Below are 21,950 nucleotides of genomic sequence, written 5' to 3' on the forward strand. Positions count from 1 at the left end.
CGGTGCCGCCGTTCGACCTGGCGGTCATGGACGAGGCGCACCGGATCGCGGGCCGCGCCGACAAGAAGTGGGCCGTCGTCAACGACGCGAAGCGTATCCACGCTGACCGCCGCCTCTACATGACCGCCACCCCCCGCATCTTCGCCGCCCCCGAGCTGGCTGAGTCCGCCGACACCACCCGCCCGCTCCGCCGGCGCCCCGCCGGTCTCACAGGGCGCGCAGCGCGCCGCCGTCCACCGGGACGACCGAACCGGTGAGGTAGGAAGCCGCCGGGGAGAGCAGGAACGCGGCCGTGCGGCCGAACTCCTCCGGCTCGCCGTAGCGGCCCAGCGGGATGCCCGCCAGCGCGGCCTTGCGGGTGTCGGGGAACGCCGCGTCCAGCTGCGTCATCCGGTCGGTGGCGATCCGGCCCGGCAGCAGCCCGAGCACCCGGATGCCGCGCGGCCCGAACTCGTCCGCCATGTCCTTGGCCACCATGGCCAGGCCCGGACGCAGCCCGTTGGAGATGCCGAGCCCGCCGACCGGCGAGCGCACCGAGCTGGACAGCACCAGGCCGATGGCGCCCTCCCCGGTCAGGGCGGCGGCGAAGGTCCTGGCCGCGCGGACACTGCCGAGGAAGACCGATTCGAAGGCGGTGCGCCACTGCTCGTCGCTGACCGAGGCGGCGGTGCCGGGCGGCGGCCCGCCGACGGAGATCAGCGCGCCGTCCAGCCGCCCGTACCGTTCCAGGGCGAGCGCGGCCAGCCGGCCGGCCGCCTCCGGGTCGGCGAGGTCGGCGGCCAGGCCCGTCACCCGGTCCGGGGCGCCCAGCGCCGCCACGGCGGCCTCGACGCGTTCCGCGTCCCGGGAGGAGAGCACCACCCTGGCCCCGTCCGCGACCAGGGCCGCGGCCGTGGCGTGGCCCAGGCCCTTGCTGCCTCCGGTGACGACATAGACCCGCTCCGCCAGTCCGAGATCCATCGCTTCGTTTCCTCCCGTGCGCTGTGGGCTTTACGCCGGTTTGACATACCCCCGGGCAGGGTGGGAACCGCCTCCCCGCACGGGGGCCGCCGATCCCCTCCGGCCGCCTCCGTGCGGAGGCGCTAACGGGCGACCCTATGCCCTGGCCGATTCCTCCTACACTGGGCTCGTGGTGAGCACCGACTGGCAGACCTCGCTCCGTGACCGCGGATACCGGCTGACGCCCCAGCGGCAGCTGGTGCTGGAGGCTGTCGACAAGCTGGAGCACTCCACGCCGGAGGACATCCTCACCGAGGTGCGGCGTACCGCCGGCGGGGTCAACATCTCCACCGTCTACCGCACGCTGGAGCTGCTGGAGGAGCTGGGCCTGGTCTCGCACGCCCACCTCGGGCACGGGGCCCCCACCTACCACCTGGCCGAGCGCCACCACCACCTGCATCTGATGTGCCGGGACTGCGGCACGGTGCTGGAGGCGGACCTGGAGGTCGCCGAGCCGTTCGCGCGGCAGCTGCGCGAGGGGTTCGGGTTCGAGACCGATCTGCGGCACTTCGCGATCTTCGGCCGCTGCGGGGACTGCGCGGCCGGTCCGGACGGCACGGCCGCGCCGTAGGACCTGCCGTCGAAGTCCCGCCCGGCCCGCGGGCCCTTCGGGCGGACGGCGCTCGTTTGCCGACAGGCCCTAGGCTGGCGGTATGTCGTACGCCAGTCCTCTGCTGTCCCTGCCCGGCGCGGTCGCCGCGGACGCCCCCGACGGCGGGGTCGCCGCGCACTACGGTGATCTCTTCCGGGAACAACGGGCCCTGGACCAGGGACGGGGCCTGGTGGACCTGTCGCACCGCGAGGTGATCACGGTCACCGGCGCCGACCGGCTGAGCTGGCTGCATCTGCTGCTGACCCAGCACGTGGAGCAGTTGCCCGCCGGGCAGGCCACCGAGGCGCTGATCCTGTCCGCGAAGGGCCACATCGAGCACGCCCTGTACCTGGTGGACGACGGCACCACCACCTGGATCCACACCGAGCCCGGCAGCCGGGCGGCGCTGATCGGCTATCTGGAGTCGATGGTCTTCTTCTACCGGGTGGAGGTCGCCGACCGCACGGACGCGTTCGCGGTGGTGTTCCTGCCGGCCGGCTCGATCACCGAGGTGCCGGGCGACTGGGTGGTGCGCGAGACGCCGTACGGCCGGGACGTGTTCGTGCCGCGCGGCGAGCTGGCGGCGTTCGCGGACCGGGCGGGCCCGGCGGCCGGGGTGCTGGCGTACGAGGCGCTGCGGGTGGCCGGGCACCGGCCGCGGCTCGGCCGGGAGACCGACCACCGGACGATCCCGCACGAGCTGGGCTGGATCGGCAGCGCGGTGCATCTGGCCAAGGGCTGCTACCGGGGCCAGGAGACGGTGGCCCGGGTCCACAATCTGGGCCGGCCGCCGCGCCGGCTGGTCTTTCTGCACCTGGACGGCAGCGAGGTGAAGATCCCCGAGCACGGGGCGCCGGTGCGGCTCGCGGCGGACGGGGCGGAGGGCCGGCAGCTGGGCTTCGTCACCACCTCGGCCCGCCACCACGAACTGGGCCCGATCGCGCTGGCCCTGGTGAAGCGCAACGTCCCGGCGGACGCCCCGCTGCTCGCCGGGGACACCCCGGCGGCGCAGGAGACGATCGTCGAGCCCTAGGGCTAGCCGGTGGTGTCCGGCCCATCCGGCGCGTCACCCGGGTCCGCCGCGTCCGCCGCCTCCGGCGGGTCGGGCTCGCGCCAGGGGCCGACGCCCAGGGTGCCGGTGGTGCCGAGGTCCACGACGGCCGGGACGCGCTGGGCGGGCAGGCCCTCGGCGGGGCTGACGCTGATCCGTTCGCCGTTGGCGAGGGGGCGGGAGAGGTCGTCGACGGTGTTGCGCCACACCAGCGCGGCCGTGGCGTACTCCCCGGGTGCCAGCGTCAGCGGCCGGGGCTCGCTGTCCAGGGCCTCCAGCTCGCCGGTGATGGGCCCGGTGCCGCGCAGGACTTTCACCGGGTACGGGTCGCCGTCCTCGTCCAGCACGGCGACGGCGGGGTAGCCGTGCAGGTCGTACGGTCCGGTGCCGCAGTTGGTCAGCCGCAGGCCCAGGACGCGCAGGCCGAGGGCGGCGTCGCCGCCGTCCTCGGTGACGCGCACGCCGGACTCGGGGCAGTCGGGGCGTTCGGGGGCGGGGGTGCTCGGCCGCGGGGCGGCGGCGTCCGCCTCCCGGGGTGCGGGGGTGCCGGCGGGGGCGGTGCCGCAGCCGGCCGTCAGCAGGAGCAGGACGGGGGCGAGGATCCCGGCGGCGCGGCTGAGGGGCGGGCGCACCGTCAGACGTCCAGCAGGACGGTGAAGGGCCCGTCGTTGGTCAGCTCGACCCGCATTTTCGCGCCGAATCGTCCCGTCTCGACCTGTGCCCCCAGCGCGCGCAGATGAGCACACAACCTCTCGACCAGGGGTTCGGCCACCTCACCGGGCGCGGCGGCGTTCCAGGTGGGCCGTCTGCCCTTCCTGGCGTCACCGTAGAGTGTGAATTGCGAAACAATCAGCAATGGAGCGCCCACATCCGAACAGGACTTTTCAGCATCGAGCACACGGAGCGTCCAGAGCTTCTTCGCCAGCCGCGCGGCCTGCTCGTCGGTGTCCTCGTGCGTGGCGCCGACCAGCACACACAGTCCTTGGCCAACGATCTCGCCCACCGTCTCGCCGTCCACGGTGACCCGCGCACCGTCCACTCTCTGCACCACAGCTCGCATGCCGGACATCATGCCGGAACGTTCCCTCGCACTGAATGGCGGCCGGATGCATGCGAAGACGCTGCGTCGGGTGGGTACACAGTGACACGATGCGTGGCACGGGGTACGTACCGTGCCAGCAACCCGAAATGGGGATGAGGGGACAATTCCGCATGATCACACCGGGCCCCGGCTCACAGCCTGCCGCCACTGCCACCACCACGGTCGCCGACGACGCGTCCGCCCGGAGGGACGGCGCACCACGGGTACGGCTCGGCGGCGAGACCGGCGAGCCCGCGCACTCCCTCGCCCGGCTCCGCCGGCTGCGGCTGGCCGAACTGCGGGAGCTGCGCCGCGAGGCGCAGCGCGAGGAGGCCGATCTGAGCTTTGTGCGGCGGCTGCTCCAGGGGCGGATCGACATCCTGGAGGCGGAGCGCCGCAGACGGCTGGCGCCGGACGCCGATCTGCTGGACCGGCTGCCGCAGATCCTGGCCGACAGCCCGTCGCCGCACCGGTCCTCGGCCCGCCATGTGACGGTGGGGCCGCCGTCGGGACAGCGGTACCGGGAGCTGGCGGAGGAGATGCTGGCGGAGGTGGAGCTGTCGGATCTGCTGGCCCGCACCGATGACGAACTGCACGACGCGCTGGGCCGGCTCGCCCGTTACGAGACGCGGGTGTCCCGGCGCCGCCAGGCGCTCCAGCGGACGGCGGACGGGTGCAGCGCGGAGATCGCCCGCCGGTACCGGGAGGGCGAGGCCCAGGTGGACGACCTGCTGGCCTGACGGGGCCCGGCGGCCCGGCGGGGTGTCCGCGGGCGCCCCGCCCGGTGGCCCGGATATTCCGTGGCGGCCCGCGGGAGGCCCGGTTAGCCTCAGGGACATGTCCCTGAGCACCCGTATTGTCGCCGGCAGCGACGCCGACACCGACGCCTGGAACCGGGCGGTGATGCTGGGCTTCCAGCACCCGTCCCCCCTCACCGACGACGAACTGAAGCTGCGCCGGGAGAAGCAGGAGTACCGGCGGGCGCGCGGCGTGTTCGACGGGGACCAGTGCGTGGCCACGTTCAAGAGCTTCGGCCAGGAGCTGACGATGCCGGGCGGCCGGCTGCTGGACGTCAACGCGGTGAGCGCGGTGACGGTCAACCCCGCCTACCGGCGGCGGGGTCTGCTCAGCGGGCTGATGGGCACGGATCTGGCGGAGGCCAAGGAGCGCGGCGACGCCGCCGCGACGCTGATCGCCGCCGAGTACCGGATTTATGGCCGGTTCGGGTACGGTCCGGCGGCCTCGCTCGCCGGTTTCACCGTCAAGGGGCTGCGTTCGGGCGTCCCGTCGCGGTGGACGCCGCCCGAGGAGGGCGCCTCGGTGGCGTTCGTCGACGGCGCCGAGGTCCGCAAGATCGGCCCGGAGCTGCACGACCGCTTCCGGCGCGGCCAGCCCGGTGCGGTGAACCGTCCGGCCCTGTGGTGGGAGAGGTTCACCGGCGAGGTGCGGTTCGGCCACGACACCTGGCAGGACCCGTTCTACGTGGTCTACCGGGACGGCGCCGGGGTGCCGCAGGGCCTGCTCAAGTACACGACGGACAAGAAGTGGGACGTCGATCTCCCGGACAACACGGCCACGGTGCACGATCTGATCGCCACCACCCCGGCCGCGCAGCGCGGGCTGTGGCACTTCCTGCTGTCCATCGACTGGGTCACCACGCTGCGCGCGGAGAACCGGGGCCCGGACGATCTGCTGCCGCTGCTGCTGCCGGACCCGCGCTCGGCCCGGCTCACCGACCAGGGCGACTTCTTCTGGCTGCGTCCGCTGGACGTTCCGGCGCTGCTGACGGCCCGTTCGTACGCCGCCGCCGGTGAGCTGGTGTTCGAGGTGCGCGACGCGATGGGTCTCGCGGAGGGGCGGTTCGCGCTGACCGCCTCGGAGGAGGGTGCGCAGTGCGTGCCGACCACGCGGAGCGCCGATCTGACGCTGGACGCGGGGGTGCTGGGCACGCTCTGTCTGGGGGACATCAGTGCGGTGCGGCTGGCCGCGGCCGGCCGGCTCACCGAGGAGACGCCGGGTGCGGTGGCCCGGGCGAACACGCTGCTGAGCACGGGAGCGCGCCCCTGGTGCCCGGACAGCTTCTGACCGTTCCCGGTCGGGTTGTCGGGCGCCCAGAGGCGCTTCTCACAGCGTGTTCAGTCCCAGCATCACCAGCACTGTGATTCCGACACAGGTGCAGGTGAAGTTGCGCTTCCGCAAGCCGGTCCGCAGGATCAGCAACCCGATCACGCCCGGCAGCCCGAACTGAACCTCCACTGCCTGATCGACCACGATGGCGAAGGCAGCGGCGATGATGGTTGAAACGATCATGATCCCTCCTCCTCATCGACACATCGGCGGCAACTGGCAGAATTCTTTTCGGTAGTTGGTGAAGTTGGCGACCAACTCTAAGATGGTTATCCCCAGTTGGTCGAACTGGCCAAACTCTTTCCCGCCAACCTCTGCCGCCCGATGTCAAGTTGTAAGGTGTCCGCGTGAGCGAGGAGATCGCCCCCGAACGCATCGCCGAGACGCTGCGCAGCCGGATACGTTCCGGCGAGCTGCCCCGGAACTCCCGGCTGCCCACCCAGCGCGCCCTCTCCGAGGAGTTCGGCGTCAACCGGGGCATCGTCCGCCAGGCCCTCGCGGTCCTCGAACGCGAGGGCTTCGTGAGCGCGCGCGGCCGGGGCGCCCCCGCCGTCGTCTCCGCACCCGCCTCCGACACCCCGCGCCCGGCTGGCGTCGAGGTCGCCGACCGGATCGCCCTCGCCTTCCAGGCCGAGCGGGTGTCCATCGACGCCTTCACCCTGACCACCGAGACGCTCAGCTCCGCCCTGGCCGGGCCGCTCATAGCGATCTCGGCGGGCGAACTGAAGCCGCGCTCCATCACCGTGCGGGTGCTGCTGCCCTCCTGGGACGCCCCGCTCGCCTACCCCCGGCTGGTCACCGACCCCACCGACCCGCGCCCCATGGCCCGGCTGCGCGAACTCACCCGGACCTTCTCCACCTCACTGCGCCACCAGCTCAACTCCCTCGCCGAGATGCACCTCGTGCCCGAGGTGAGCGTCGAGATCCGCACCGTGGCCGTCACCCCGCTGCAGAAGCTGTATCTCCTCAACGGCTCCGAGGCCCTCACCGCGTACTACACCGTCGTGCCGCGCACCGTGGAGTACGAGAAGGAACAGCTGGAGATCTACGACGTGCTGGGCCTGTCCTCCAAGATCTTCCGCTCCTCGTCGGACAAGGACAGCCGCGACGAGCAGGAGGCCGCCTTCGTCACCGAGTCCCGCCTGTGGTTCGAGTCCCTCTGGTCAACGATCTCGCGACCACTCACACTCGGTTAGATGAGGAGACTTCTCAGTAACGCCCACTGTGTTCTCTTCGACTTCGACGGCCCCATCTGCCACCTGTTCTCCGCCCGTCCGGCCGATGCCATCGCGCACCGACTGCGCGCCCTGGCCGTCGAACTGGGCGCCGACTGGCTGCTGACGCCCCAGTTACGGGCCTCCCCCGACCCGCAGCAGGTACTGCGCGGCATCGCCAGGCACCACCCCTCCCCCGCCGTGGTGCACCGCATCGAGGCGGCCCTCACCCGGGAGGAGATCTCCGCCGCCGCCACCGCGGCCCCCACCCCGTACGCCGCACCGCTGATCGCCGCGCTCTCCACCCGGGGCCGCCAGGTCGCCATCGTCACCAACAACTCCCCGCTGGCGGCCGAGTTCTATCTGCGCCGCCAGCAGCTGTCCGGCTACGTGGCCGGCCGGGTGCACGGCCGGACCCGGGACATCACCCTGCTCAAGCCGCATCCCGACGCCGTCCTGCGCGCCCTGCGCTCCACCGGCACCCCGGCGGGGCGGGCGCTGATGATCGGCGACACGAGCACGGATCTGGCCGCCGCGCGCTCGGCCGGGGTGGAGTTCCTCGGCTACGCGCTGGACGACGCGCAGGCCGCGGCCTTCCGCCGCGCGGGCGCCGATTATGTCACTCGCTCGCTGGAGCATGTCCTGACTGCGCTTATTGCCCCAACTCACGGGTGATTTGAGTGCTTTGCCTCATGTCATGAGGCTCTGGGGGCGTACGGTGTCGCTACCTCGCGACCGTACAGCTCTCGGAGCCGATCATGACGAGACAGACAATGCCCCTGCTCGGTGGCCACCACCGGGTCTGGCATGTGCTCAGCCCGCAAGGCCAGCTGGCCGGACTGGGCCGGTTGAAGGCCGGCCGGGCACGGCCCGGCGTGGCGCACTTCGATCCGCGGTGCTTCGCCGCGGAGGAGGACGTACTGATCGAACTGTCCCTGCTCGGCATGGACCGCATCCCGCCCGTCCACCACGTGGGCGAGGACGGGCTGCGCGTCCACGGCTACATCGAGGGGGAGACCCTCTCCCGCCCGCACCCCCCGGGCACCCCGCTCCCGGAGCATCATCTGGCGCGGCTGATGGAGCTGTTCGGACAACTGGCCGCGATCCGGCCGGGCGCGCTCGAACTGGTCCACCGCTGCCCGGCCGGGCGCAGACCCCGCACCAGCGGGGACTTCCTGCGCCGGCTGATCAGCTTCACCCGCACCCGGGTGTACGAGGTGCACCGCCCGGAGCTGCACCGGCTGTTCGCGGCGCTGCGCATCGAAGGCGACGCGGTGCTCGGCCCGTACGGGGCGCTGGCCCGCGAGGCGGACCAGCTCACGGACCGGCCGTTCTGCCTGCTGCACGGCGATCTGCACCGGGACAACCTCATCATCGCCGCATCCGACGGCGAGTTGTGGACCATCGACTGGGAACTGGCCCTGCTCGGTGACCCCGTCTACGATCTCGCCACGCATCTGCACCTGATGGGCTATCCGGCCGGCTGGCAGCGCGGGCTCACCCACCGCTGGTCGCAGGCCGTCGAGGCCGCGCTGCCGGGCGCCTCGGCCGGGGTGGCCAGGGATTTGCCCCGCTATCTGGCGTACAAGCGCGTCCAGTCCGTGTTCACCGATGTCGTACGACAAGCGCAGATAGTCCGCTCCACCTCCGCCGCCGATCTGCCGGAACAGCTCGAACGCACCGCCGGCACGATCAGCACCGTGCTGAGACGGGCGGCCAAACCGCTGGGGCTGGGCCGCGTGCCCAGCCCCAGCGCTGTGGAGGCCGCCTACGCCGGGTACGCGGCGCGGGTCAGACACCCGGGTGCGGAGGTGCCGGCCGGTGCCGGGGCTTCTCCAGCTCCACCGCAGGCAGCAGCCGGGCCAGCGGGGCCGGGAGCCACCACGCGCGGCGTCCCATCAGGCGCATAGCCGCCGGGACGATCAGGCACCTGATGACCACCGCGTCCAGGAGGATGGCCACCGCCATCCCGAACCCGAACTGCTGGAGCATCCGGTCCGCGCTCAGCATGAACGCGGAGAACACCACGATCATGATGGCGCCCGCCGCCGTGATCACCGACCCGGTGTGCGCCAGCCCCTCCCGGACCGCCAGCCGGTGGTCCCCGCTACGCGTCCACTCCTCGTGGATGCGGGAGATGAGGAAGATCTCGTAGTCCATCGACAGCCCGAAGACGATGGCGAAGATCAGCACCGGGATGAACGCCTCGATCGGGCCCGGCTCGAAGCCCAGCAGGCCGTGCTGGAAGACCAGGGTGACCGTGCCCAGCGCGGCCCCGATGGAGAGCAGATTCAGCAGCGCCGCTTTGAGCGGGATGAGGAGGGAGCGGAAGACCACCATCAGCAGCAGCACCGAGAGACCGACCACGATCGCCACGAACAGCGGCATCCGCCCGGCGACCGTGGCCGAGAAGTCCTCGACGGCGGCCGTCGCGCCGCCGACGAGATATCCGGCGCCGGTCCGCTCGGCGAGCCCGGGCAGCACCTCGGTCCGCAGCGCCGTCACCAGCTCGGAGGTCGCCTCGTCCTGCGGCGCGGAGGCCGGGAAGACGATCACCGTGGCCACCGTGCCGTCGGCGGCCGGGACCGGCGGGGTGGTGGCGGCCACCCCCGGCGTCCCGGCGAGCACCCCGGCCGCCTCCCCGGCGGCCGCCACCGCCGTACCGCCCGGCTCCTCCGCCACCACCACCAGCGGCCCGTTGAAGCCGGGACCGAACCCCCGCGACATCAGGTCGTACGCCGCCCGGCTGGTGGACCCGGCCGGATCGTTGCCCGCGTCGGCGAAGCCGAGCCGCAGCTGGGCCGCGGGCACCGCCAGCGCCCCCAGTGCCGCCACCGAGACCAGCAGCACCGCCACCGGCCGCCGCTGCACGGCCGCCCCCCAGCGGCGCCAGCCCGCGCCGGTGGCCGCCCTGCCCCGGGCCGCGCGCCGCGCCGCCCGGGCCGGGAACTGGCGGGCGAACCGGGCCCCGAAGACCGCCAGCAGCGCCGGCAGCAGGGTGAGCGAGGCCAGCATGGTGACCAGCACCGTCAGCGCCACGCCCAGCGCCATGCCCTGGAGCGAGCCGAGACCCAGCGCCACCAGACCCAGCAGCGCCAGGATCACGGTGCAGCCGGCGAAGAAGACGGTCCGCCCGGCCGCGTCCAGCGCCCGGCGGCTCGCCTCCTCCGGCCCGGCACCCGCCACCAGCTCGGAACGGAACCGGGCGAAGACCAGCAGCGCGTAGTCGATGCCCACGCCCAGGCCGACCAGCATCATCACGTACGGGGTGTAGTCGGCGATGGTGAACCAGTGCGAGGCCAGCACGATCACGGCCAGGGTGCTGCCCACCGCGAAGACCGCCGTGATGACCGGCAGCCCGGCGGCGATCACCGTGCCGAACATGAAGACCAGGATGACCAGCGCGGCCATGATCCCGGCCCCCTCCGCGCCACCCCCGTCGCTCCCGGCCAGCGCCCGCGCCGCGTCCCCGCCCAGCTCCACCCGCAGCCCGTCACCGGCCGCCGCGCTCGCCGTGTCGTACAGGCGCCGGGTGTCCGCCACGGCCAGCTGCTCGGACCGCGCGTCCAGCACCACCGTGGCGTAGCCGACGGTGCCGTCCGCGGAGAGCGCGGCCGCCCCGTCCTGGTACGGGGAGCGCACCTGCGCCACCCCCGGCAGTCCGGCGACCTCCGCGAGCATCGCCTCCACCCGCTCGCGCACGGCCGTGCGCTCCAGACCGCCGGTGTCGTGCAGGACGATCTCCAGACTGTCGCCCGCCTGGTCCGAGCCGTGCTCGGTGAGCAGTTCCAGCGCCCGCTGCGACTCGCTGCCCGGCAGGGAGTGGTCCTGGCGGTAGCGGTCCCCGGCAGCCGAGGCGCCCGCCCACAGGGCGGCCAGGACGAGGACCCACACGATGAGGGCCGTCCAGCGGTGCCGGTGCGAGAACCCGGCCAGCCGTTCGAAAACGGTCATGACATCTCCACTTTCTCGGTCGGTGGAACGGAAGAGAGCCGATGGGGCGTCAGAAGAAGAAGGCGGTGGTGCGCCCGGCACCCTCGCGCCGCCCGGTACGGGCCGCCGCGCGCCACAGCCACAGCTGGGCGGCGAGCAGCACCGGGACGAACGCGGTCAGCGCCGGGACCAGCAGCCCCAGCGCCGGGCCCGCGGCGGCGTGCTCCCGCAGCGGCAGCCCGGCGCCCGCCAGCAGCGGCAGCGCCGCCAGCACGGCCCCGGTCAGCGCGAAGGCCGGGCCGCGCCCCCGGCCGCCCGCCAGCTGCCGCGCCCGCCGGTACGGCTCGCCGGTCAGCCGCAGCGCGCCGTAGCCCAGGCCGTGCGCGGCGAACAGCAGCGCCACCCCGGCGACCGTGGCGAGCGCCGCGCCGCCCGCGCCGCCGAGCAGTCCGGCCAGCGCCCAGCCCCAGGCGGCCACCACCGTCCAGCTGCCGGCGCAGATCATGACGTCCGGGACCCGGCCGCCGTGCACCCGCCACCACAGCCCGGCGTCCCGCACCATCCAGCCGGAGAGCAGCAGCACGAGGACCGGCAGAAGCTCGGTGAACAACTCCCCTTCCAGTGCGGGGAAGCAGCCGATGAACACCCCGGCGGCGGCCACCAGCCACACCTCGCTGCCCAGGAAGTACGGGGCGAGGGCGGCGGCGATCCGGTCCCGGTCGGCGCGGTCGCGGCCCAGCAGCGGCAGCAGCATGCCGAGGCCGAGGTCGGCCCCGGCGAGCGCGAAGTACCCGGCGGTGAAGAAACCCAGCAGGCCGATGGCGAGCGTTTCCATGGGGGGGCGTCCTTCTCAGCGGTCGGCGGGGCCGGCGAGCGGCGCGGCGGGCGGGGCGGGTGAGCGGGGCGGGCCGGGCGGTACGAGCGGGGGGGGGGGGGGGGGGCGGGGCCGGGGGGCGGCGGGGGGGTACGGGGGGGGGGGGGGGGGGGCACCGGCCCGGTGAGCGGGGCGGTGGGGCCGCGCCGGGCGGTGCGCAGCAGCAGCACCGTGTTCACCGCGATCAGGACGGCGAAGAGGGTGCCGAAGACGGCCAGCGACAGCGCCATCGCCCCGGCGGAGAGATCGGAGACGGCGTCCTCGGTGCGCAGCACCTCGTACACCACCCACGGCTGGCGGCCGGCCTCCCGGAAGACCCAGCCGGCGGTCATCGCCACGTACGGCAGCGGCACCATCGCCATCAGCACCCCGTGCCACAGCCGGAACCGGTGCACCGCGCGGTGGGAGCAGGCGAGGATCGCCGAGGCCAGCAGCCCGTACATCAGCAGGGCGAACATCAGCATCATGACCGTGCCCGCGCCCCGGGTGAGCGCCTCGTGGGGCAGGTAGTCACCGGGGCCGAAACGTTCCGTCAGCTCGGCCTGGAGCCGGGCCGTCTCGGCGGCGTCCTGCCGGAAGACCGCCGACTTCATCGGCTGGAGCGTGGTGAGCGAGGCCAGCTGCACCCCGCCGAAGACCACGGTGACGAGCAGCGCGGGCAGCGCGGTGAAGACCCCCAGGCGCAGGGAGCGGCGGAACAGCTCGTGGTGCCCGGTGCGCCGGGAGAGGTGGTAGGCGCTGACCCCGGCCAGGAACAGCCCGGCGGTCACCAGGGCGCCGCCCGCGATGTGGCCGAAGGCGAGCAGGGTGGAGGGGTTGGTGAGCAGCGCCACCGGGTCGGCCGGCAGCAGCGCGCCGTCACCGTCGGTGGTGTACCCGACGGGGTTGTTCAGGAAGCCGTTGGTGACCAGGATCCAGTACGCCGACAGGTAGGCGGTACCGGTGACCACCCACAGGATCCCCAGGTGGACCCACCGGTTGAACCGGTCCCAGCCGAGGATCCACAGCCCCAGGAAGACGGACTCGACGAAGAACGCGAAGACCGTCTCCACCGCGAGCGAGGCGCCGAACACGGCGCCCGCCGCGTGGCCGAGACCGCTCCAGGCCATCCCGAACTGGAACTCCATCACCAGGCCGGTGACGATGCCGACGCCGTAGTTGATCAGGTACAGCCGGCCCCAGTAGCGGACCATCGCCGTGTGCACCGGGGCGCCGCCGCGCAGCGTCGCGCGGGTCTGGAGCACCGCGAGCAGCGGCGCCAGCCCGAGCGTCAGGGAGACGAACAGGAAGTGTCCGGCGGCGGTGAGGCCGAACTGCCACCGGGCGAGATCGAGGGTCTGCGGATCCACGCCCCCACGCTCGCGGCAGGACACCCCCGGGCGCGTCGGCCCGTGGCGTACACCCGGCGTACCACCGGGGTACCGCACCGGGGGCGGTCCGTACTCCCCCGGTGGTGCCCGGCGCGCCAGGCCGTCTCTTTCGGGTCTTCGTGGATCAGGCCGCGTTGCCGGATGCGGTGCGTCGCAAGGCGCCGGAGTGCCCTCAGGGTGGTGTCCTCCGGGCAGCTCGGCAACGCGGCGGGGTTCCCCCGGCCTTCGGCCGGGTGGTGCCCCCAGTAGCCGGCGGCGCGGCCCCGCGGAGATCCGGAAGAGACGGCCTAGGCGAGCCAGCCCGGGGTGATCATGCCGCTCTCGTAGGCGAGGACCACCAGCTGGGCGCGGTCGCGGACGCCGAGCTTGGTCATGATGCGGGAGACGTGGGTCTTGGCGGTGGACGGGCTGAGCACCAGCCGGCGGGCGATCTCGTCGTTGCTGAGCCCGGCGCCGACCAGACCGAGGACCTCGCGCTCGCGTTCGGTGAGCGCGTTCAGCCGGGGGCCGGGGTCGGGCTGCTTGACGCGGCCGGCGAACTCGGCGATCAGCCGCCGGGTGATGGCGGGGGCGATCAGCGCGTCGCCCCGGGCGCAGACCCGTACCGCGTGCAGCAGTTCCTCCGGTTCGGTGTCCTTCAGGAGGAAGCCGGAGGCGCCGGCGCGCAGCGCGCCGTAGACGTAGTCGTCCAGGTCGAAGGTGGTGAGGATGACGACCCTGACCTCCGCCAGCCGGGGGTCGGCGGCGATGTCGCCGGTGGCGGCGAGGCCGTCGCGGTCGGGCATCCGGATGTCCATCAGCACGACGTCGGGCCGCAGGTCGCGGGCCAGCCGCAGCGCCTGGTGGCCGTCGCCGGCCTCGCCCACGACCTCGATGTCGTCCTCGTCGTCCAGGATGGAGCGGAAACCGGCCCGGACCAGTCGCTGGTCGTCGGCGAGGAGTACCCGGATCATGCCTGTCCTTCGGGGAGGGGTGCCAGCGGCAGCCGGGCGGCCACCCGGAAGCCGGAGTCAGTATGACCGGCGGTCAGCTCACCGCCGAGGGCCCGGGCCCGCTCCCGCATGCCGCCGATGCCGGTGCCGGTGCCGTCGCCGGGTTCCGCGGCGCGGCTGTCCGGGGGCGCGCCGCCGGTTCCGTCGTCCTCGACGCGGATCCGCAGCGCGTCCGCGTCCCGGGTCACCTCGACGCGCACGGTGGTGGCCCCGGCCGCGTGCCGGGTGACGTTGGTCAGCGACTCCTGGACGATGCGGTACGCGGCCAGCGCGGTGCCGGTTCCCACCGCGTCCGCCGGGAGCGGGTCGGGGTCGGTGCGGACGGTGACGGTGAGGCCGGTGGCGCGGGCCCGGTCCGCGAGCCGGCCGAGATCGGCGAGTCCCGGCGCGGGGGCGGTGGGGGCGGCCCCCGGCTCCTCGTCGCCCCGGCGCAGCATGCCGAGGGTGCCGCGCAGTTCGCGCAGGGCGTCCTTGCTGGTGTCGCGGACGGACTCCAGGGCGCGGGTCAGTTCGGCCGTCTCGCCGGGCCGTTTGGCGCTGCGGTGCAGGGCGGCACCGGCCTGCACGCTGATCAGCGAGAGGCTGTGGCCGAGGACGTCGTGGATCTCGCGGGAGATGCGCAGCCGCTCGGCGACGGCGGCGCGGCGTTCGCTCTCCTCCTGGTAGGCCTGGCGCACCCGCATGGCGTGGCCGAAGGCGATGACCGCGAGGAACCAGCCCTCGAAGAGCACCATCGACATGTTGTCCACGTGCCGCTCGCCGGCGTTCGAGGCGACGAACTCGCCGTAGGTCATGGCCAGCATGGTGGCGACGGCGAGGGTGACGGCGGCGATCAGCTGTCCGGCGCGGGAGAGGGCGTAGAGGGCGAGGACGAAGGCGACGCCGGGGGTCAGTCCGTCCACCGAGGACAGCGGGTAGTAGACGCCCGCCGCGACCAGGGTGAACAGGGCGACGGCGAGCGGCGCGCGGTGCCGCAGGCCCAGGGCCGCCCAGCACAGGGCGCCCAGCAGCCAGGTGACGAGCAGGACGGGCGGCGGCTCCTCGGCGTGGCGCACGGCGAACAGGACGGTGTCCACGAGCAGCGGCAGCCCGGCGAGCAGTATCACCCGGTCCATCCGGAACATCGGCGGGGTCATGGCCGCCAGAGTACGTAGGCTGGAGCCCCCGGCCCGCCCGCTTTCCGTCCCCAGGAGGCACCGCCCATGACGTCCCCGAAGAGCAACGAGCCCGCGCACGACCCGGAGGTGCTCCAGCTCGCGGCGAAGATCTTCGATCTCGCCCGGGACGGGGACACGGCCACGGTCGCCGCGTACGTGGACGCCGGGGTGCCGCCGAATCTCAGCAACGACAAGGGGGACACGCTGCTGATGCTGGCCGCGTACCACGGGCACGCGGCCACGGTGGAGGCGCTGCTGGCGCGCGGTGCCGACCCCGGCCGGGCGAACGACCGGGGCCAGACGCCGCTGGCGGGGGCGGTGTTCAAGGGCGAGACGGAGGTGGTCCGCACGCTGCTGGCGGCGGGCGCCGATCCGGCGGCCGGTCAGCCGTCGGCCATCGACACCGCCCGGATGTTCGCCAAGACGGAGCTGCTGGAGCTGTTCGGCGCGGCCGGCTAGTCGGGCAGGTCCTGGGCCGGCTGGGCGGTCCCGGGGGCACGGGTCACCGGCTCCTGGAGTTCGGTCACCCAGTCGCCGCCGGGCGGGCAGTCCAGGTACAGCTCGCGGGCGAGTCCGGCGGAGCGGTAGCCGTGCGCGTCGATCCAGTGGGCCAGGGTCTGGAGGCTGGGCAGCAGTTCGGTCATCGGCCCGCGGTGGACGAGCGTGGCGGCGGTCTCGACCGGTGGCAGGTCGGTGATGGCCAGGCCCGCGGCGGCGGCACCGGGGTGGCCGGGGTCCACGGCGACCTGGCAGCCGGCGTGCACGACGATCCCATCGCCGTCCGCGGCCGGGGTGTAGCGGGCGATCCCGGGGCCGGTGGCCTCGACCCCGGCCTCGGCCATCAGGTCGCCGAGCCGGTCGAACAGCGGCCCGGCCACCTGGCCGATCGCCGCCACGGAGGCGCCGGACGCCACAGCGGTCAGCTCGGCCACTCGCAGACCCGGGATCTTCTTGACGACGACATCGTGGGTGGGCATGCGTCCCTCGCTCTCGATGATGCGGAGCCTCGCCTCCACGCCGGCCAGCCGCAGCGTGTCGGCCTCCAGGGCCGCCGCCAGCTCGGCGCTGCGCAGCCGCAGCATGCCGCGCAGTTCGGCGCCGCTCACCCGTTCGTCGAGGATCTCCCCGACTTGCTGGAGCGAGAAGCCGAGCCCTTTGAGCGCGACGATGCGGTGGAGCCGGACCAGCTGACCGGCCTCGTACCAGCGGTAGCCGCTGTACGCGTCGGTGCGGGCGGGCACGAGCAGGCCGAGGGCGTCGTAGTGGCGCAGCATGCGCACCGACACCCCGCCGTAGCGGGAGAAGTCTCCGATACTGAACATGGTGCTTCCCAGGGCATCGCCTGACACGGTGTGAGGGTCAAGCGGGGCCGGGCCGGGGCTTAGTCGGCGTCCTTCCAGCGGGCGAGGTCGCGCAGCCAGGCGTCCGCCGTGCTGTCGGAGGGGGCGCGCCAGTCGCCGCGCGGGGAGAGGGCGCCGCCGGCCAGCACCTTGGGGCCGTTGGGCAGCGCGGAGCGCTTGAACTGGGCGAAGCCGAAGAAGCGGCGGGCGAAGGTCTCCAGCCAGTGGCGGATCTCGGGCAGGTCGTAGGCGACGCGGTCGGCCTCGGGGAACATCGGCGGCCAGGTGCCGCGCTCCCGGTCGTGCCAGGCGTGCCAGGCGAGGAAGGCGATCTTCGAGGGGCGGAAGCCGTACCGCAGGATGTGGAACAGCGTGAAGTCGTGCAGCGCGTACGGGCCGATCTTCGACTCGGTGGACTGGAGTTCCTCGCCGGGGACGAGTTCGGGGCTGATCTCGGTGTCGAGGATCGCGGTGAGGGTGTCGTTGGTCTCGGCGCCGAACTGGTCGGTGGAGATGACCCAGCGGATGAGGTGCTGGATGAGCGTCTTGGGCACCCCGGCGTTGACGTTGTAGTGGCTCATCTGGTCGCCGACGCCGTAGGTGCACCAGCCGAGCGCCAGTTCGGACAGGTCGCCGGTGCCGAGCACAATGCCGCCGCGCTGGTTGGCGAGCCGGAAGAGGTAGTCGGTGCGCAGCCCGGCCTGGACGTTCTCGAAGGTGACGTCGTACACCGGCTCGCCGGCCGAGAACGGGTGGCCCAGTTCCCGGAGCATCAGGGTGGCGGTGGGGGTGATGTCGAGTTCGGCGGCGGTGATGCCGAGGGCGCGCATGAGGGCGTGCGCGTTGGCCTTGGTGTGCTCGCTGGTGGCGAAGCCGGGGAGGGTGAAGCCGAGGATGTCGCTGCGCGGGCGGCCGGCGCGGTCCATGGCGCGGGCAGCGACGATCAGCGCGTGGGTGGAGTCGAGGCCGCCGGAGACGCCGATGACGATCCTGGGGTCGCCGATGGCGGCCATCCGCCGCTGGAGGCCGGCGACCTGGATGTTGTACGCCTCGTAGCAGTCCTGGGCGAGGCGGTCGGGGTCGGCGGGGACGAACGGGAAGCGTTCCACGGTGCGGCGCAGTCCGAGGTCGGTGCCGGGCGCGCCGAGCCGGAAGGGGACGCGGCGGTAGCCGGCGGTGCGTGCGGCGTGGGTGCGCCGGTTGTCGTCGAAGGTGCCCATCCGCTGGCGTTCCTGGCGCAGCAGGTCGAGATCGACGTCGGCCACCGCGTACTGGTCGCCCTGCGGGAAGCGCTCGCTCTCGGCGAGCAGGGCGCCGTTCTCGTAGATCATGGTCTGTCCGTCCCAGGACAGATCGGTGGTGGACTCGCCGAGGCCGGCGGCGGCGTAGACGTAGGCGGCCAGGCAGCGGGCGGAGGCGGAGCGGCACAGCAGCCGGCGGTCCTCGGCGCGGCCGACGGTGATGGGGCTGCCGGAGAGGTTGGCGAGGACGGTGGCGCCGGCCAGGGCGGCCTCGGCGCTGGGGGGCACCGGGACCCACATGTCCTCGCAGATCTCGGCGTGCAGGACGAGGCCGGGCACGTCGTCGGCGGCGAAGAGCAGATCGGTGCCGAAGGGGACGGCGGTGCCGCCGAAGGTGAGGGTGCCGCCGCGCTCGTCGTCGCCGGGGGCGATCTGCCGGCGCTCGTAGAACTCGCGGTAGTTCGGCACGTACGACTTGGGCGCGATGCCGAGGATCCGGCCGCGGTGGACGACCACGGCGCAGTTGTAGATCCGGTGCCGGTGGCGCAGCGGGGCGCCGACGACGAGGACGGGCAGCAGGTCGGCGGAGCCGGCGACGACGGTGGCGAGCGCGGTCTCGACCTCGTCCAGCAGGGCGTCCTGGAGCAGCAGGTCCTCGATGGAGTAGCCGGACAGGCCCAGCTCGGGGAAGACGGCGACGGCGACGCCGTCGGTGGCGCAGCGGCGGGCCTGGCGCAGGACGGACGCGGCGTTGGCGGGCGGGTCGGCGATGGCGGCGTGGCCGGTGCAGGCGGCGACCCGGGCGAATCCGTGCTGGTAGATCGACCGGAAGTCGGTCATGCGAGGGGCCCCTTTCCGGCGACAAGATTCTTCGGGAATCGTATGCCGTGGGCCGGGGCAGGCGATCGGTGGCGCCGTCCGGGGTGCGTTCCGGGTGGCGTGGCGCACATCTGCTAGCGCATCGCTTGCAAAAGTTAGCAGCATGCTGCACGCTGGAGTCATGGCCTCACTCGGCGAGTTTCTGCGGGAGCAGCGGCGGCAGGCGAAGCTGTCGCTGCGGCAGCTCGCGGACATGGCCGGGGTGTCCAATCCGTATCTGAGCCAGATCGAGCGCGGGCTGCGCAAGCCCAGCGCGGAGATCCTGCAGCAGATCGCCAAGGGGCTGCGGATCTCGGCCGAGACGCTGTACGTGCAGGCCGGGATCCTCGACGCGGAGGCCGTCCGGGAGGAGCCCGGCGGGGGCGGGGTACCGGCGGCCGTGCTGGCCGACCCGGAGCTGTCCGACGAGCAGAAGCAGGCGCTCCTCCAGATCTACACCTCGTTCCGCAACGACCGGAGCCGACAGGAGAAGGAGTCACCATGACCATCACCGACGAGATCCGCAAGACGGTCACCACCGCGACCTACGCCGCGGCGGGGACCGCGGACCTGGCCGCCGAGAAGCTGCGCGAGCTGCGCAGCCACGCCCCCGAGCTGCGCGAGCAGGCGCAGAGCACCTTCCGGGTGTACGCCGCCAAGGCCAGGGAGACCTACGACGAGCTGAGCGAGCGCGGCAAGGGCGCGGTGGAGACCTGGCGCGCCGAGCGGGCCGCCCGGGAGGCCGAGGAGGCCAAGGAGCGCGAGGCGGACACCCCCGAGGTGATCGTGGAGCGCGCCGAGCCGGAGAACGGCCGCCTGACCAAGGGTGAGACCGCGAAGGACACCGGCGAGGACGCCTCGCCGCGGGTCTGAGGTGACTTTCGGCACCTTTCAGCACTACGCGCCCGGCCCCGCGCCCGGTAGCGTGGACTCGGACGGACTGCGCGGACCATGGTGGTGGACAGCATGCTGTTGAACGGGTTCTACTCCCTGTGGGGGCTCATCACGCTCGGATTGCTGATCCTGAGCGTGTACGCCCTCGTGCACGCCGCCCTCCAGCGCGAGGACGCCTACCGGGCCGCGGACAAGCAGACCAAGCCGTTCTGGCTGGTCATCCTGGGCGTGTCGGTCGCGGCCCAGCTGATCATCCCGATGATGCTGCTGGTGCTGGCCGGCACCGTGGCCGCCATCGTCTACATCGTGGACGTGAAGCCCGCCATCACCGGTGTCGGCGGGCGCGGTGGCCGGGGCGGCGGCTGGAGCAGCAGCGACGGCCCCTACGGGCCGTACAACGGCAACCGCTGATCCGCAGCGCAAAGGTAACAACTGCTGCCGGATGGTTAGCCGTGGCTGGAATCAGCCCTTAGCATCATCGGGTACACCCGTTGATGAACCCCAGAGGAACTCCAGTGCGATTTCGCCTGACGCCCCGGGAGACGAGCTTTTACGACTTGTTCGCCATCTCGGCCGACAACGTCCTCAGTGGCTCCAGGCTGCTGATGGAGCTACTGGGGGCGGAGCCCGCCACGCGCGGAGAAATCGCCGACCGGATGCGGGCGGCGGAGCACGCCGGGGACGACGCGACGCACGCGATCTTCCACCAGCTGAACTCCTCGTTCATCACCCCGTTCGACCGTGAGGACATCTACCGGCTGGCCTCCCGGCTCGACGACATCATGGACTTCATGGAGGAGGCCGTCGACCTCGTCGTCCTCTACGAGCTGGACGAGCTGCCCAAGGGCATCGCCCAGCAGATCGAGGTCCTGAACCGGGCCGCCGAGCTGACCGCCGAGGCGATGCCCCACCTGCGCACCATGGAGCACCTCAACGAGTACTGGATCGAGGTCAACCGGCTGGAGAACCAGGCCGACCAGATCCACCGCAAACTGCTCGCCCACCTCTTCAACGGCAGCTACGAGGCCATAGAGGTCATGAAGCTCAAGCAGGTCGTGGACGTCCTTGAGGAAGCGGCGGACGCCTTCGAGGCGGTCGCCAACACGGTGGAGACCATCGTGGTCAAGGAGTCCTGACCCACGTGGACACGTTCGCCCTCCTCGTCGTCATCGGCGCGGCCCTCTTCTTCACCTACACCAACGGTTTCCACGACTCGGCGAACGCGATCGCCACCTCCATCTCCACCCGGGCGCTGACCCCGCGCGTCGCCCTGGCCATGGCCGCGGTGATGAACCTGGCCGGGGCCTTCCTCGGCAGCGGCGTGGCCAAGACCGTCAGCGAGGGGCTGATCGACACCCCCACCGGCAAACAGGGGATGATCATCCTGTTCGCCGGGCTGCTCGGGGCGATCACCTGGAACATGATCTCCTGGTACTTCGGGCTGCCCTCGTCCTCCTCGCACGCCCTGTTCGGCGGCCTGGTCGGCGCCGCGCTCGCCGGGGCGAGCACGGTGCACTGGAACGGGGTGCTCACCAAGATCGTCATCCCCATGTTCGTCTCGCCGCTCATCGGCCTGGTGCTGGGCTATCTGGTGATGGTCGGCATCCTGTGGGCCTTCCGGCGCGCCAACCCGCACCGGGCGCAGCGCGGCTTCCGGATAGCGCAGACGGTCTCCGCCGCCGGCATGGCGCTCGGCCACGGCCTCCAGGACGCGCAGAAGACCATGGGCGTGGTCTTCATGGCGCTGGTGATCGCGGACGTGGAGCCGGAGGGCGGCGCGATCCCGGTCTGGGTCAAGATCGCCTGTGCCGGGATGCTCTCCCTGGGGACGTACGCGGGCGGCTGGCGCATCATGCGGACGCTGGGGCGCCGGATCATCGAACTGGACCCGCCCCGCGGCTTCGCCGCCGAGACCACGGCGGCCTCGGTGCTGTACTCGGCCTCCTACATCTTCAACGCCCCGATCTCCACCACCCATGTGATCACCTCGGCGATCATGGGCGCGGGTGCCACCAAGCGGGTCAGCGCGGTGCGCTGGGGGGTGGCCAAGTCGATCGTGGCGGGGTGGTTCATCACGATGCCGGCGGCGGGCGGGGTGGCGGCGGTCACCTTCTGGGGGATCCATCTCTTCACCGGCTGAGCCCGGCCGGGCGTCGCCCAGCGTCGGCCGGCGTCGGCCGAAAATCGCCGCCAACACGGCCAGTAATCAGGCAACCACGAGAAATAT

At 72.7% G+C, this 21,950-nt stretch carries 24 protein-coding genes and 1 pseudogene; 14 read left to right on the forward strand and 11 right to left on the reverse strand.

All coding sequences use genetic code 11. The features are described 5' to 3' along the window. On the forward strand, window positions 1-257 hold a 257-nt coding region (locus tag ACFV5N_RS01210), incomplete at its 5' end, for a DEAD/DEAH box helicase family protein (RefSeq protein WP_385592411.1). Here the strand turns inward: ACFV5N_RS01210 and ACFV5N_RS01215 are convergent. Beyond that, entirely contained in the window at window positions 208-960 is a 753-nt protein-coding gene (locus ACFV5N_RS01215) for an SDR family oxidoreductase (RefSeq protein WP_385592412.1), read from the reverse strand. The two genes, ACFV5N_RS01210 and ACFV5N_RS01215, sit on opposite strands and share 50 nt — an antisense overlap. Before the next feature lie 169 nt (window positions 961-1,129). Between ACFV5N_RS01215 and ACFV5N_RS01220 the strand changes: the two genes are divergently transcribed. Continuing rightward, a complete protein-coding gene (locus ACFV5N_RS01220) occupies window positions 1,130-1,570 on the forward strand; it encodes a Fur family transcriptional regulator (RefSeq protein ID WP_385592413.1) in 441 nt (146 codons plus the stop codon). Window positions 1,571-1,652: 82 nt separating this feature from the next. Beyond that, on the forward strand, window positions 1,653-2,624 hold the full coding sequence (locus ACFV5N_RS01225; RefSeq protein WP_385592415.1) for a YgfZ/GcvT domain-containing protein: 972 nt from the start codon (window positions 1,653-1,655) through the stop codon (window positions 2,622-2,624). 2 nt (window positions 2,625-2,626) lie between these two features. Here the strand turns inward: ACFV5N_RS01225 and ACFV5N_RS01230 are convergent, their stop codons facing one another. Together ACFV5N_RS01230 and dtd are read right to left on the reverse strand one after the other, a co-directional pair. Next, on the reverse strand, window positions 2,627-3,274 hold the full coding sequence (locus tag ACFV5N_RS01230) for a DUF4232 domain-containing protein (RefSeq protein WP_385592417.1): 648 nt from the start codon (window positions 3,272-3,274) through the stop codon (window positions 2,627-2,629). Window positions 3,275-3,276: 2 nt separating this feature from the next. After that, on the reverse strand, window positions 3,277-3,702 hold the full coding sequence (gene dtd / locus ACFV5N_RS01235; RefSeq protein WP_385592484.1) for a D-aminoacyl-tRNA deacylase: 426 nt from the start codon (window positions 3,700-3,702) through the stop codon (window positions 3,277-3,279). A gap of 152 nt (window positions 3,703-3,854) precedes the next feature. On the opposite strand from dtd, the gene ACFV5N_RS01240 reads away from it, so the two are divergent. Both ACFV5N_RS01240 and ACFV5N_RS01245 read left to right on the forward strand, forming a co-directional pair. After that, window positions 3,855-4,463 carry an ABC transporter substrate-binding protein gene (locus ACFV5N_RS01240; protein WP_385592418.1) on the forward strand — a complete coding sequence of 203 codons (609 nt, stop codon included), beginning with the start codon at window positions 3,855-3,857 and terminating at the stop codon, window positions 4,461-4,463. 97 nt (window positions 4,464-4,560) lie between these two features. Then, complete coding sequence (locus ACFV5N_RS01245) at window positions 4,561-5,808, forward strand: GNAT family N-acetyltransferase (protein WP_385592420.1); 1,248 nt, start codon at window positions 4,561-4,563, stop codon at window positions 5,806-5,808. Window positions 5,809-5,847: 39 nt separating this feature from the next. Here ACFV5N_RS01245 and ACFV5N_RS01250 read toward each other — a convergent pair whose 3' ends face one another. After that, a complete protein-coding gene (locus ACFV5N_RS01250) occupies window positions 5,848-6,033 on the reverse strand; it encodes a hypothetical protein (RefSeq protein ID WP_019431820.1) in 186 nt (61 codons plus the stop codon). A 164-nt stretch (window positions 6,034-6,197) separates the two neighbouring features. Between ACFV5N_RS01250 and ACFV5N_RS01255 the strand changes: the two genes are divergently transcribed. The 3 genes from ACFV5N_RS01255 (at window position 6,198) to ACFV5N_RS01265 (ending at window position 8,974) form a co-directional block, all read left to right on the forward strand. Beyond that, window positions 6,198-7,046, forward strand: a complete 849-nt coding sequence (locus ACFV5N_RS01255; RefSeq protein WP_385592422.1) for a winged helix-turn-helix domain-containing protein — start codon at window positions 6,198-6,200, stop codon at window positions 7,044-7,046. Further along, a complete protein-coding gene (locus ACFV5N_RS01260; RefSeq protein WP_385592424.1) occupies window positions 7,047-7,739 on the forward strand; it encodes an HAD family hydrolase in 693 nt (230 codons plus the stop codon). 83 nt (window positions 7,740-7,822) lie between these two features. Next, window positions 7,823-8,974, forward strand: coding sequence for a phosphotransferase family protein (locus ACFV5N_RS01265; protein ID WP_385592425.1), 1,152 nt, complete (start codon window positions 7,823-7,825; stop codon window positions 8,972-8,974). Here the strand turns inward: ACFV5N_RS01265 and ACFV5N_RS01270 are convergent. From ACFV5N_RS01270 to ACFV5N_RS01290, 5 genes and pseudogenes are all read right to left on the reverse strand, one after another. Next, on the reverse strand, window positions 8,856-11,018 hold the full coding sequence (locus ACFV5N_RS01270; RefSeq protein WP_385592427.1) for an MMPL family transporter: 2,163 nt from the start codon (window positions 11,016-11,018) through the stop codon (window positions 8,856-8,858). The two genes, ACFV5N_RS01265 and ACFV5N_RS01270, sit on opposite strands and share 119 nt — an antisense overlap. A gap of 49 nt (window positions 11,019-11,067) precedes the next feature. After that, window positions 11,068-11,832 (reverse strand): cytochrome d ubiquinol oxidase subunit II, encoded by a 765-nt coding sequence (locus tag ACFV5N_RS01275; RefSeq protein WP_385592429.1) that lies wholly within the window; start codon window positions 11,830-11,832, stop codon window positions 11,068-11,070. Window positions 11,833-12,068: 236 nt separating this feature from the next. Then, a pseudogene (locus ACFV5N_RS01280) lies at window positions 12,069-13,298 on the reverse strand (cytochrome ubiquinol oxidase subunit I); the annotation flags it as partial. Between the two features lie 230 nt (window positions 13,299-13,528). Then, entirely contained in the window at window positions 13,529-14,194 is a 666-nt protein-coding gene (locus ACFV5N_RS01285) for a response regulator (RefSeq protein WP_385592431.1), read from the reverse strand. Continuing rightward, window positions 14,191-15,369, reverse strand: coding sequence for a sensor histidine kinase (locus tag ACFV5N_RS01290; RefSeq protein WP_385592433.1), 1,179 nt, complete (start codon window positions 15,367-15,369; stop codon window positions 14,191-14,193). The genes ACFV5N_RS01285 and ACFV5N_RS01290 overlap by 4 nt, the downstream gene beginning before the upstream one ends. A 66-nt stretch (window positions 15,370-15,435) precedes the next feature. On the opposite strand from ACFV5N_RS01290, the gene ACFV5N_RS01295 reads away from it, so the two are divergent. Continuing rightward, complete coding sequence (locus ACFV5N_RS01295; RefSeq protein ID WP_385592435.1) at window positions 15,436-15,849, forward strand: ankyrin repeat domain-containing protein; 414 nt, start codon at window positions 15,436-15,438, stop codon at window positions 15,847-15,849. Here the strand turns inward: ACFV5N_RS01295 and ACFV5N_RS01300 are convergent. Both ACFV5N_RS01300 and ACFV5N_RS01305 read right to left on the reverse strand, forming a co-directional pair. Further along, window positions 15,846-16,712, reverse strand: a complete 867-nt coding sequence (locus tag ACFV5N_RS01300) for a MerR family transcriptional regulator (protein WP_385592437.1) — start codon at window positions 16,710-16,712, stop codon at window positions 15,846-15,848. The two genes, ACFV5N_RS01295 and ACFV5N_RS01300, sit on opposite strands and share 4 nt — an antisense overlap. 59 nt (window positions 16,713-16,771) lie before the next feature. Then, window positions 16,772-18,811, reverse strand: a complete 2,040-nt coding sequence (locus ACFV5N_RS01305; RefSeq protein WP_385592439.1) for an NAD(+) synthase — start codon at window positions 18,809-18,811, stop codon at window positions 16,772-16,774. 142 nt (window positions 18,812-18,953) lie between these two features. Here ACFV5N_RS01305 and ACFV5N_RS01310 point away from each other — a divergent pair, with 142 nt between their 5' ends. The 5 genes from ACFV5N_RS01310 to ACFV5N_RS01330 all read left to right on the forward strand — a co-directional run bounded on the left by ACFV5N_RS01310 (window position 18,954) and on the right by ACFV5N_RS01330 (window position 21,863). Continuing rightward, a complete protein-coding gene (locus ACFV5N_RS01310; RefSeq protein ID WP_385592441.1) occupies window positions 18,954-19,334 on the forward strand; it encodes a helix-turn-helix domain-containing protein in 381 nt (126 codons plus the stop codon). After that, on the forward strand, window positions 19,331-19,702 hold the full coding sequence (locus ACFV5N_RS01315) for a hypothetical protein (RefSeq protein WP_385592442.1): 372 nt from the start codon (window positions 19,331-19,333) through the stop codon (window positions 19,700-19,702). The genes ACFV5N_RS01310 and ACFV5N_RS01315 overlap by 4 nt, the downstream gene beginning before the upstream one ends. Window positions 19,703-19,795: 93 nt before the next feature. Then, entirely contained in the window at window positions 19,796-20,134 is a 339-nt protein-coding gene (locus tag ACFV5N_RS01320; RefSeq protein WP_385592444.1) for a DUF2516 family protein, read from the forward strand. 104 nt (window positions 20,135-20,238) lie between these two features. After that, window positions 20,239-20,859, forward strand: a complete 621-nt coding sequence (locus ACFV5N_RS01325) for a DUF47 domain-containing protein (protein WP_385592446.1) — start codon at window positions 20,239-20,241, stop codon at window positions 20,857-20,859. A gap of 5 nt (window positions 20,860-20,864) precedes the next feature. Next, window positions 20,865-21,863, forward strand: a complete 999-nt coding sequence (locus ACFV5N_RS01330; RefSeq protein WP_385592448.1) for an anion permease — start codon at window positions 20,865-20,867, stop codon at window positions 21,861-21,863. Window positions 21,864-21,950 lie beyond the last annotated feature (87 nt).

It is taken from the genome of Streptomyces sp. NPDC059853 (assembly GCF_042731495.1).
Lineage (GTDB): Bacteria > Actinomycetota > Actinomycetes > Streptomycetales > Streptomycetaceae > Streptomyces.

Excerpts from the sequence above, each read along its gene's own strand:
- ACFV5N_RS01240 (WP_385592418.1), top strand. The coding sequence starts at position 3,855 with ATGATCACACCGGGCCCCGGCTCACAGCCTGCCGCCACTGCCACCACC.
- ACFV5N_RS01295 (WP_385592435.1), top strand. The coding sequence starts at position 15,436 with ATGACGTCCCCGAAGAGCAACGAGCCCGCGCACGACCCGGAGGTGCTC.
- ACFV5N_RS01265 (WP_385592425.1), top strand. The coding sequence starts at position 7,823 with ATGACGAGACAGACAATGCCCCTGCTCGGTGGCCACCACCGGGTCTGG.
- ACFV5N_RS01270 (WP_385592427.1), bottom strand. The coding sequence starts at position 11,018 with ATGACCGTTTTCGAACGGCTGGCCGGGTTCTCGCACCGGCACCGCTGG.
- ACFV5N_RS01310 (WP_385592441.1), top strand. The coding sequence starts at position 18,954 with ATGCTGCACGCTGGAGTCATGGCCTCACTCGGCGAGTTTCTGCGGGAG.
- ACFV5N_RS01320 (WP_385592444.1), top strand. The coding sequence starts at position 19,796 with ATGCTGTTGAACGGGTTCTACTCCCTGTGGGGGCTCATCACGCTCGGA.
- ACFV5N_RS01245 (WP_385592420.1), top strand. The coding sequence starts at position 4,561 with ATGTCCCTGAGCACCCGTATTGTCGCCGGCAGCGACGCCGACACCGAC.
- ACFV5N_RS01275 (WP_385592429.1), bottom strand. The coding sequence starts at position 11,832 with ATGGAAACGCTCGCCATCGGCCTGCTGGGTTTCTTCACCGCCGGGTAC.
- ACFV5N_RS01260 (WP_385592424.1), top strand. The coding sequence starts at position 7,047 with ATGAGGAGACTTCTCAGTAACGCCCACTGTGTTCTCTTCGACTTCGAC.
- ACFV5N_RS01315 (WP_385592442.1), top strand. The coding sequence starts at position 19,331 with ATGACCATCACCGACGAGATCCGCAAGACGGTCACCACCGCGACCTAC.
- ACFV5N_RS01300 (WP_385592437.1), bottom strand. The coding sequence starts at position 16,712 with ATGTTCAGTATCGGAGACTTCTCCCGCTACGGCGGGGTGTCGGTGCGC.
- ACFV5N_RS01215 (WP_385592412.1), bottom strand. The coding sequence starts at position 960 with ATGGATCTCGGACTGGCGGAGCGGGTCTATGTCGTCACCGGAGGCAGC.
- ACFV5N_RS01250 (WP_019431820.1), bottom strand. The coding sequence starts at position 6,033 with ATGATCGTTTCAACCATCATCGCCGCTGCCTTCGCCATCGTGGTCGAT.
- dtd (WP_385592484.1), bottom strand. The coding sequence starts at position 3,702 with ATGCGAGCTGTGGTGCAGAGAGTGGACGGTGCGCGGGTCACCGTGGAC.
- ACFV5N_RS01225 (WP_385592415.1), top strand. The coding sequence starts at position 1,653 with ATGTCGTACGCCAGTCCTCTGCTGTCCCTGCCCGGCGCGGTCGCCGCG.
- ACFV5N_RS01290 (WP_385592433.1), bottom strand. The coding sequence starts at position 15,369 with ATGACCCCGCCGATGTTCCGGATGGACCGGGTGATACTGCTCGCCGGG.
- ACFV5N_RS01305 (WP_385592439.1), bottom strand. The coding sequence starts at position 18,811 with ATGACCGACTTCCGGTCGATCTACCAGCACGGATTCGCCCGGGTCGCC.
- ACFV5N_RS01285 (WP_385592431.1), bottom strand. The coding sequence starts at position 14,194 with ATGATCCGGGTACTCCTCGCCGACGACCAGCGACTGGTCCGGGCCGGT.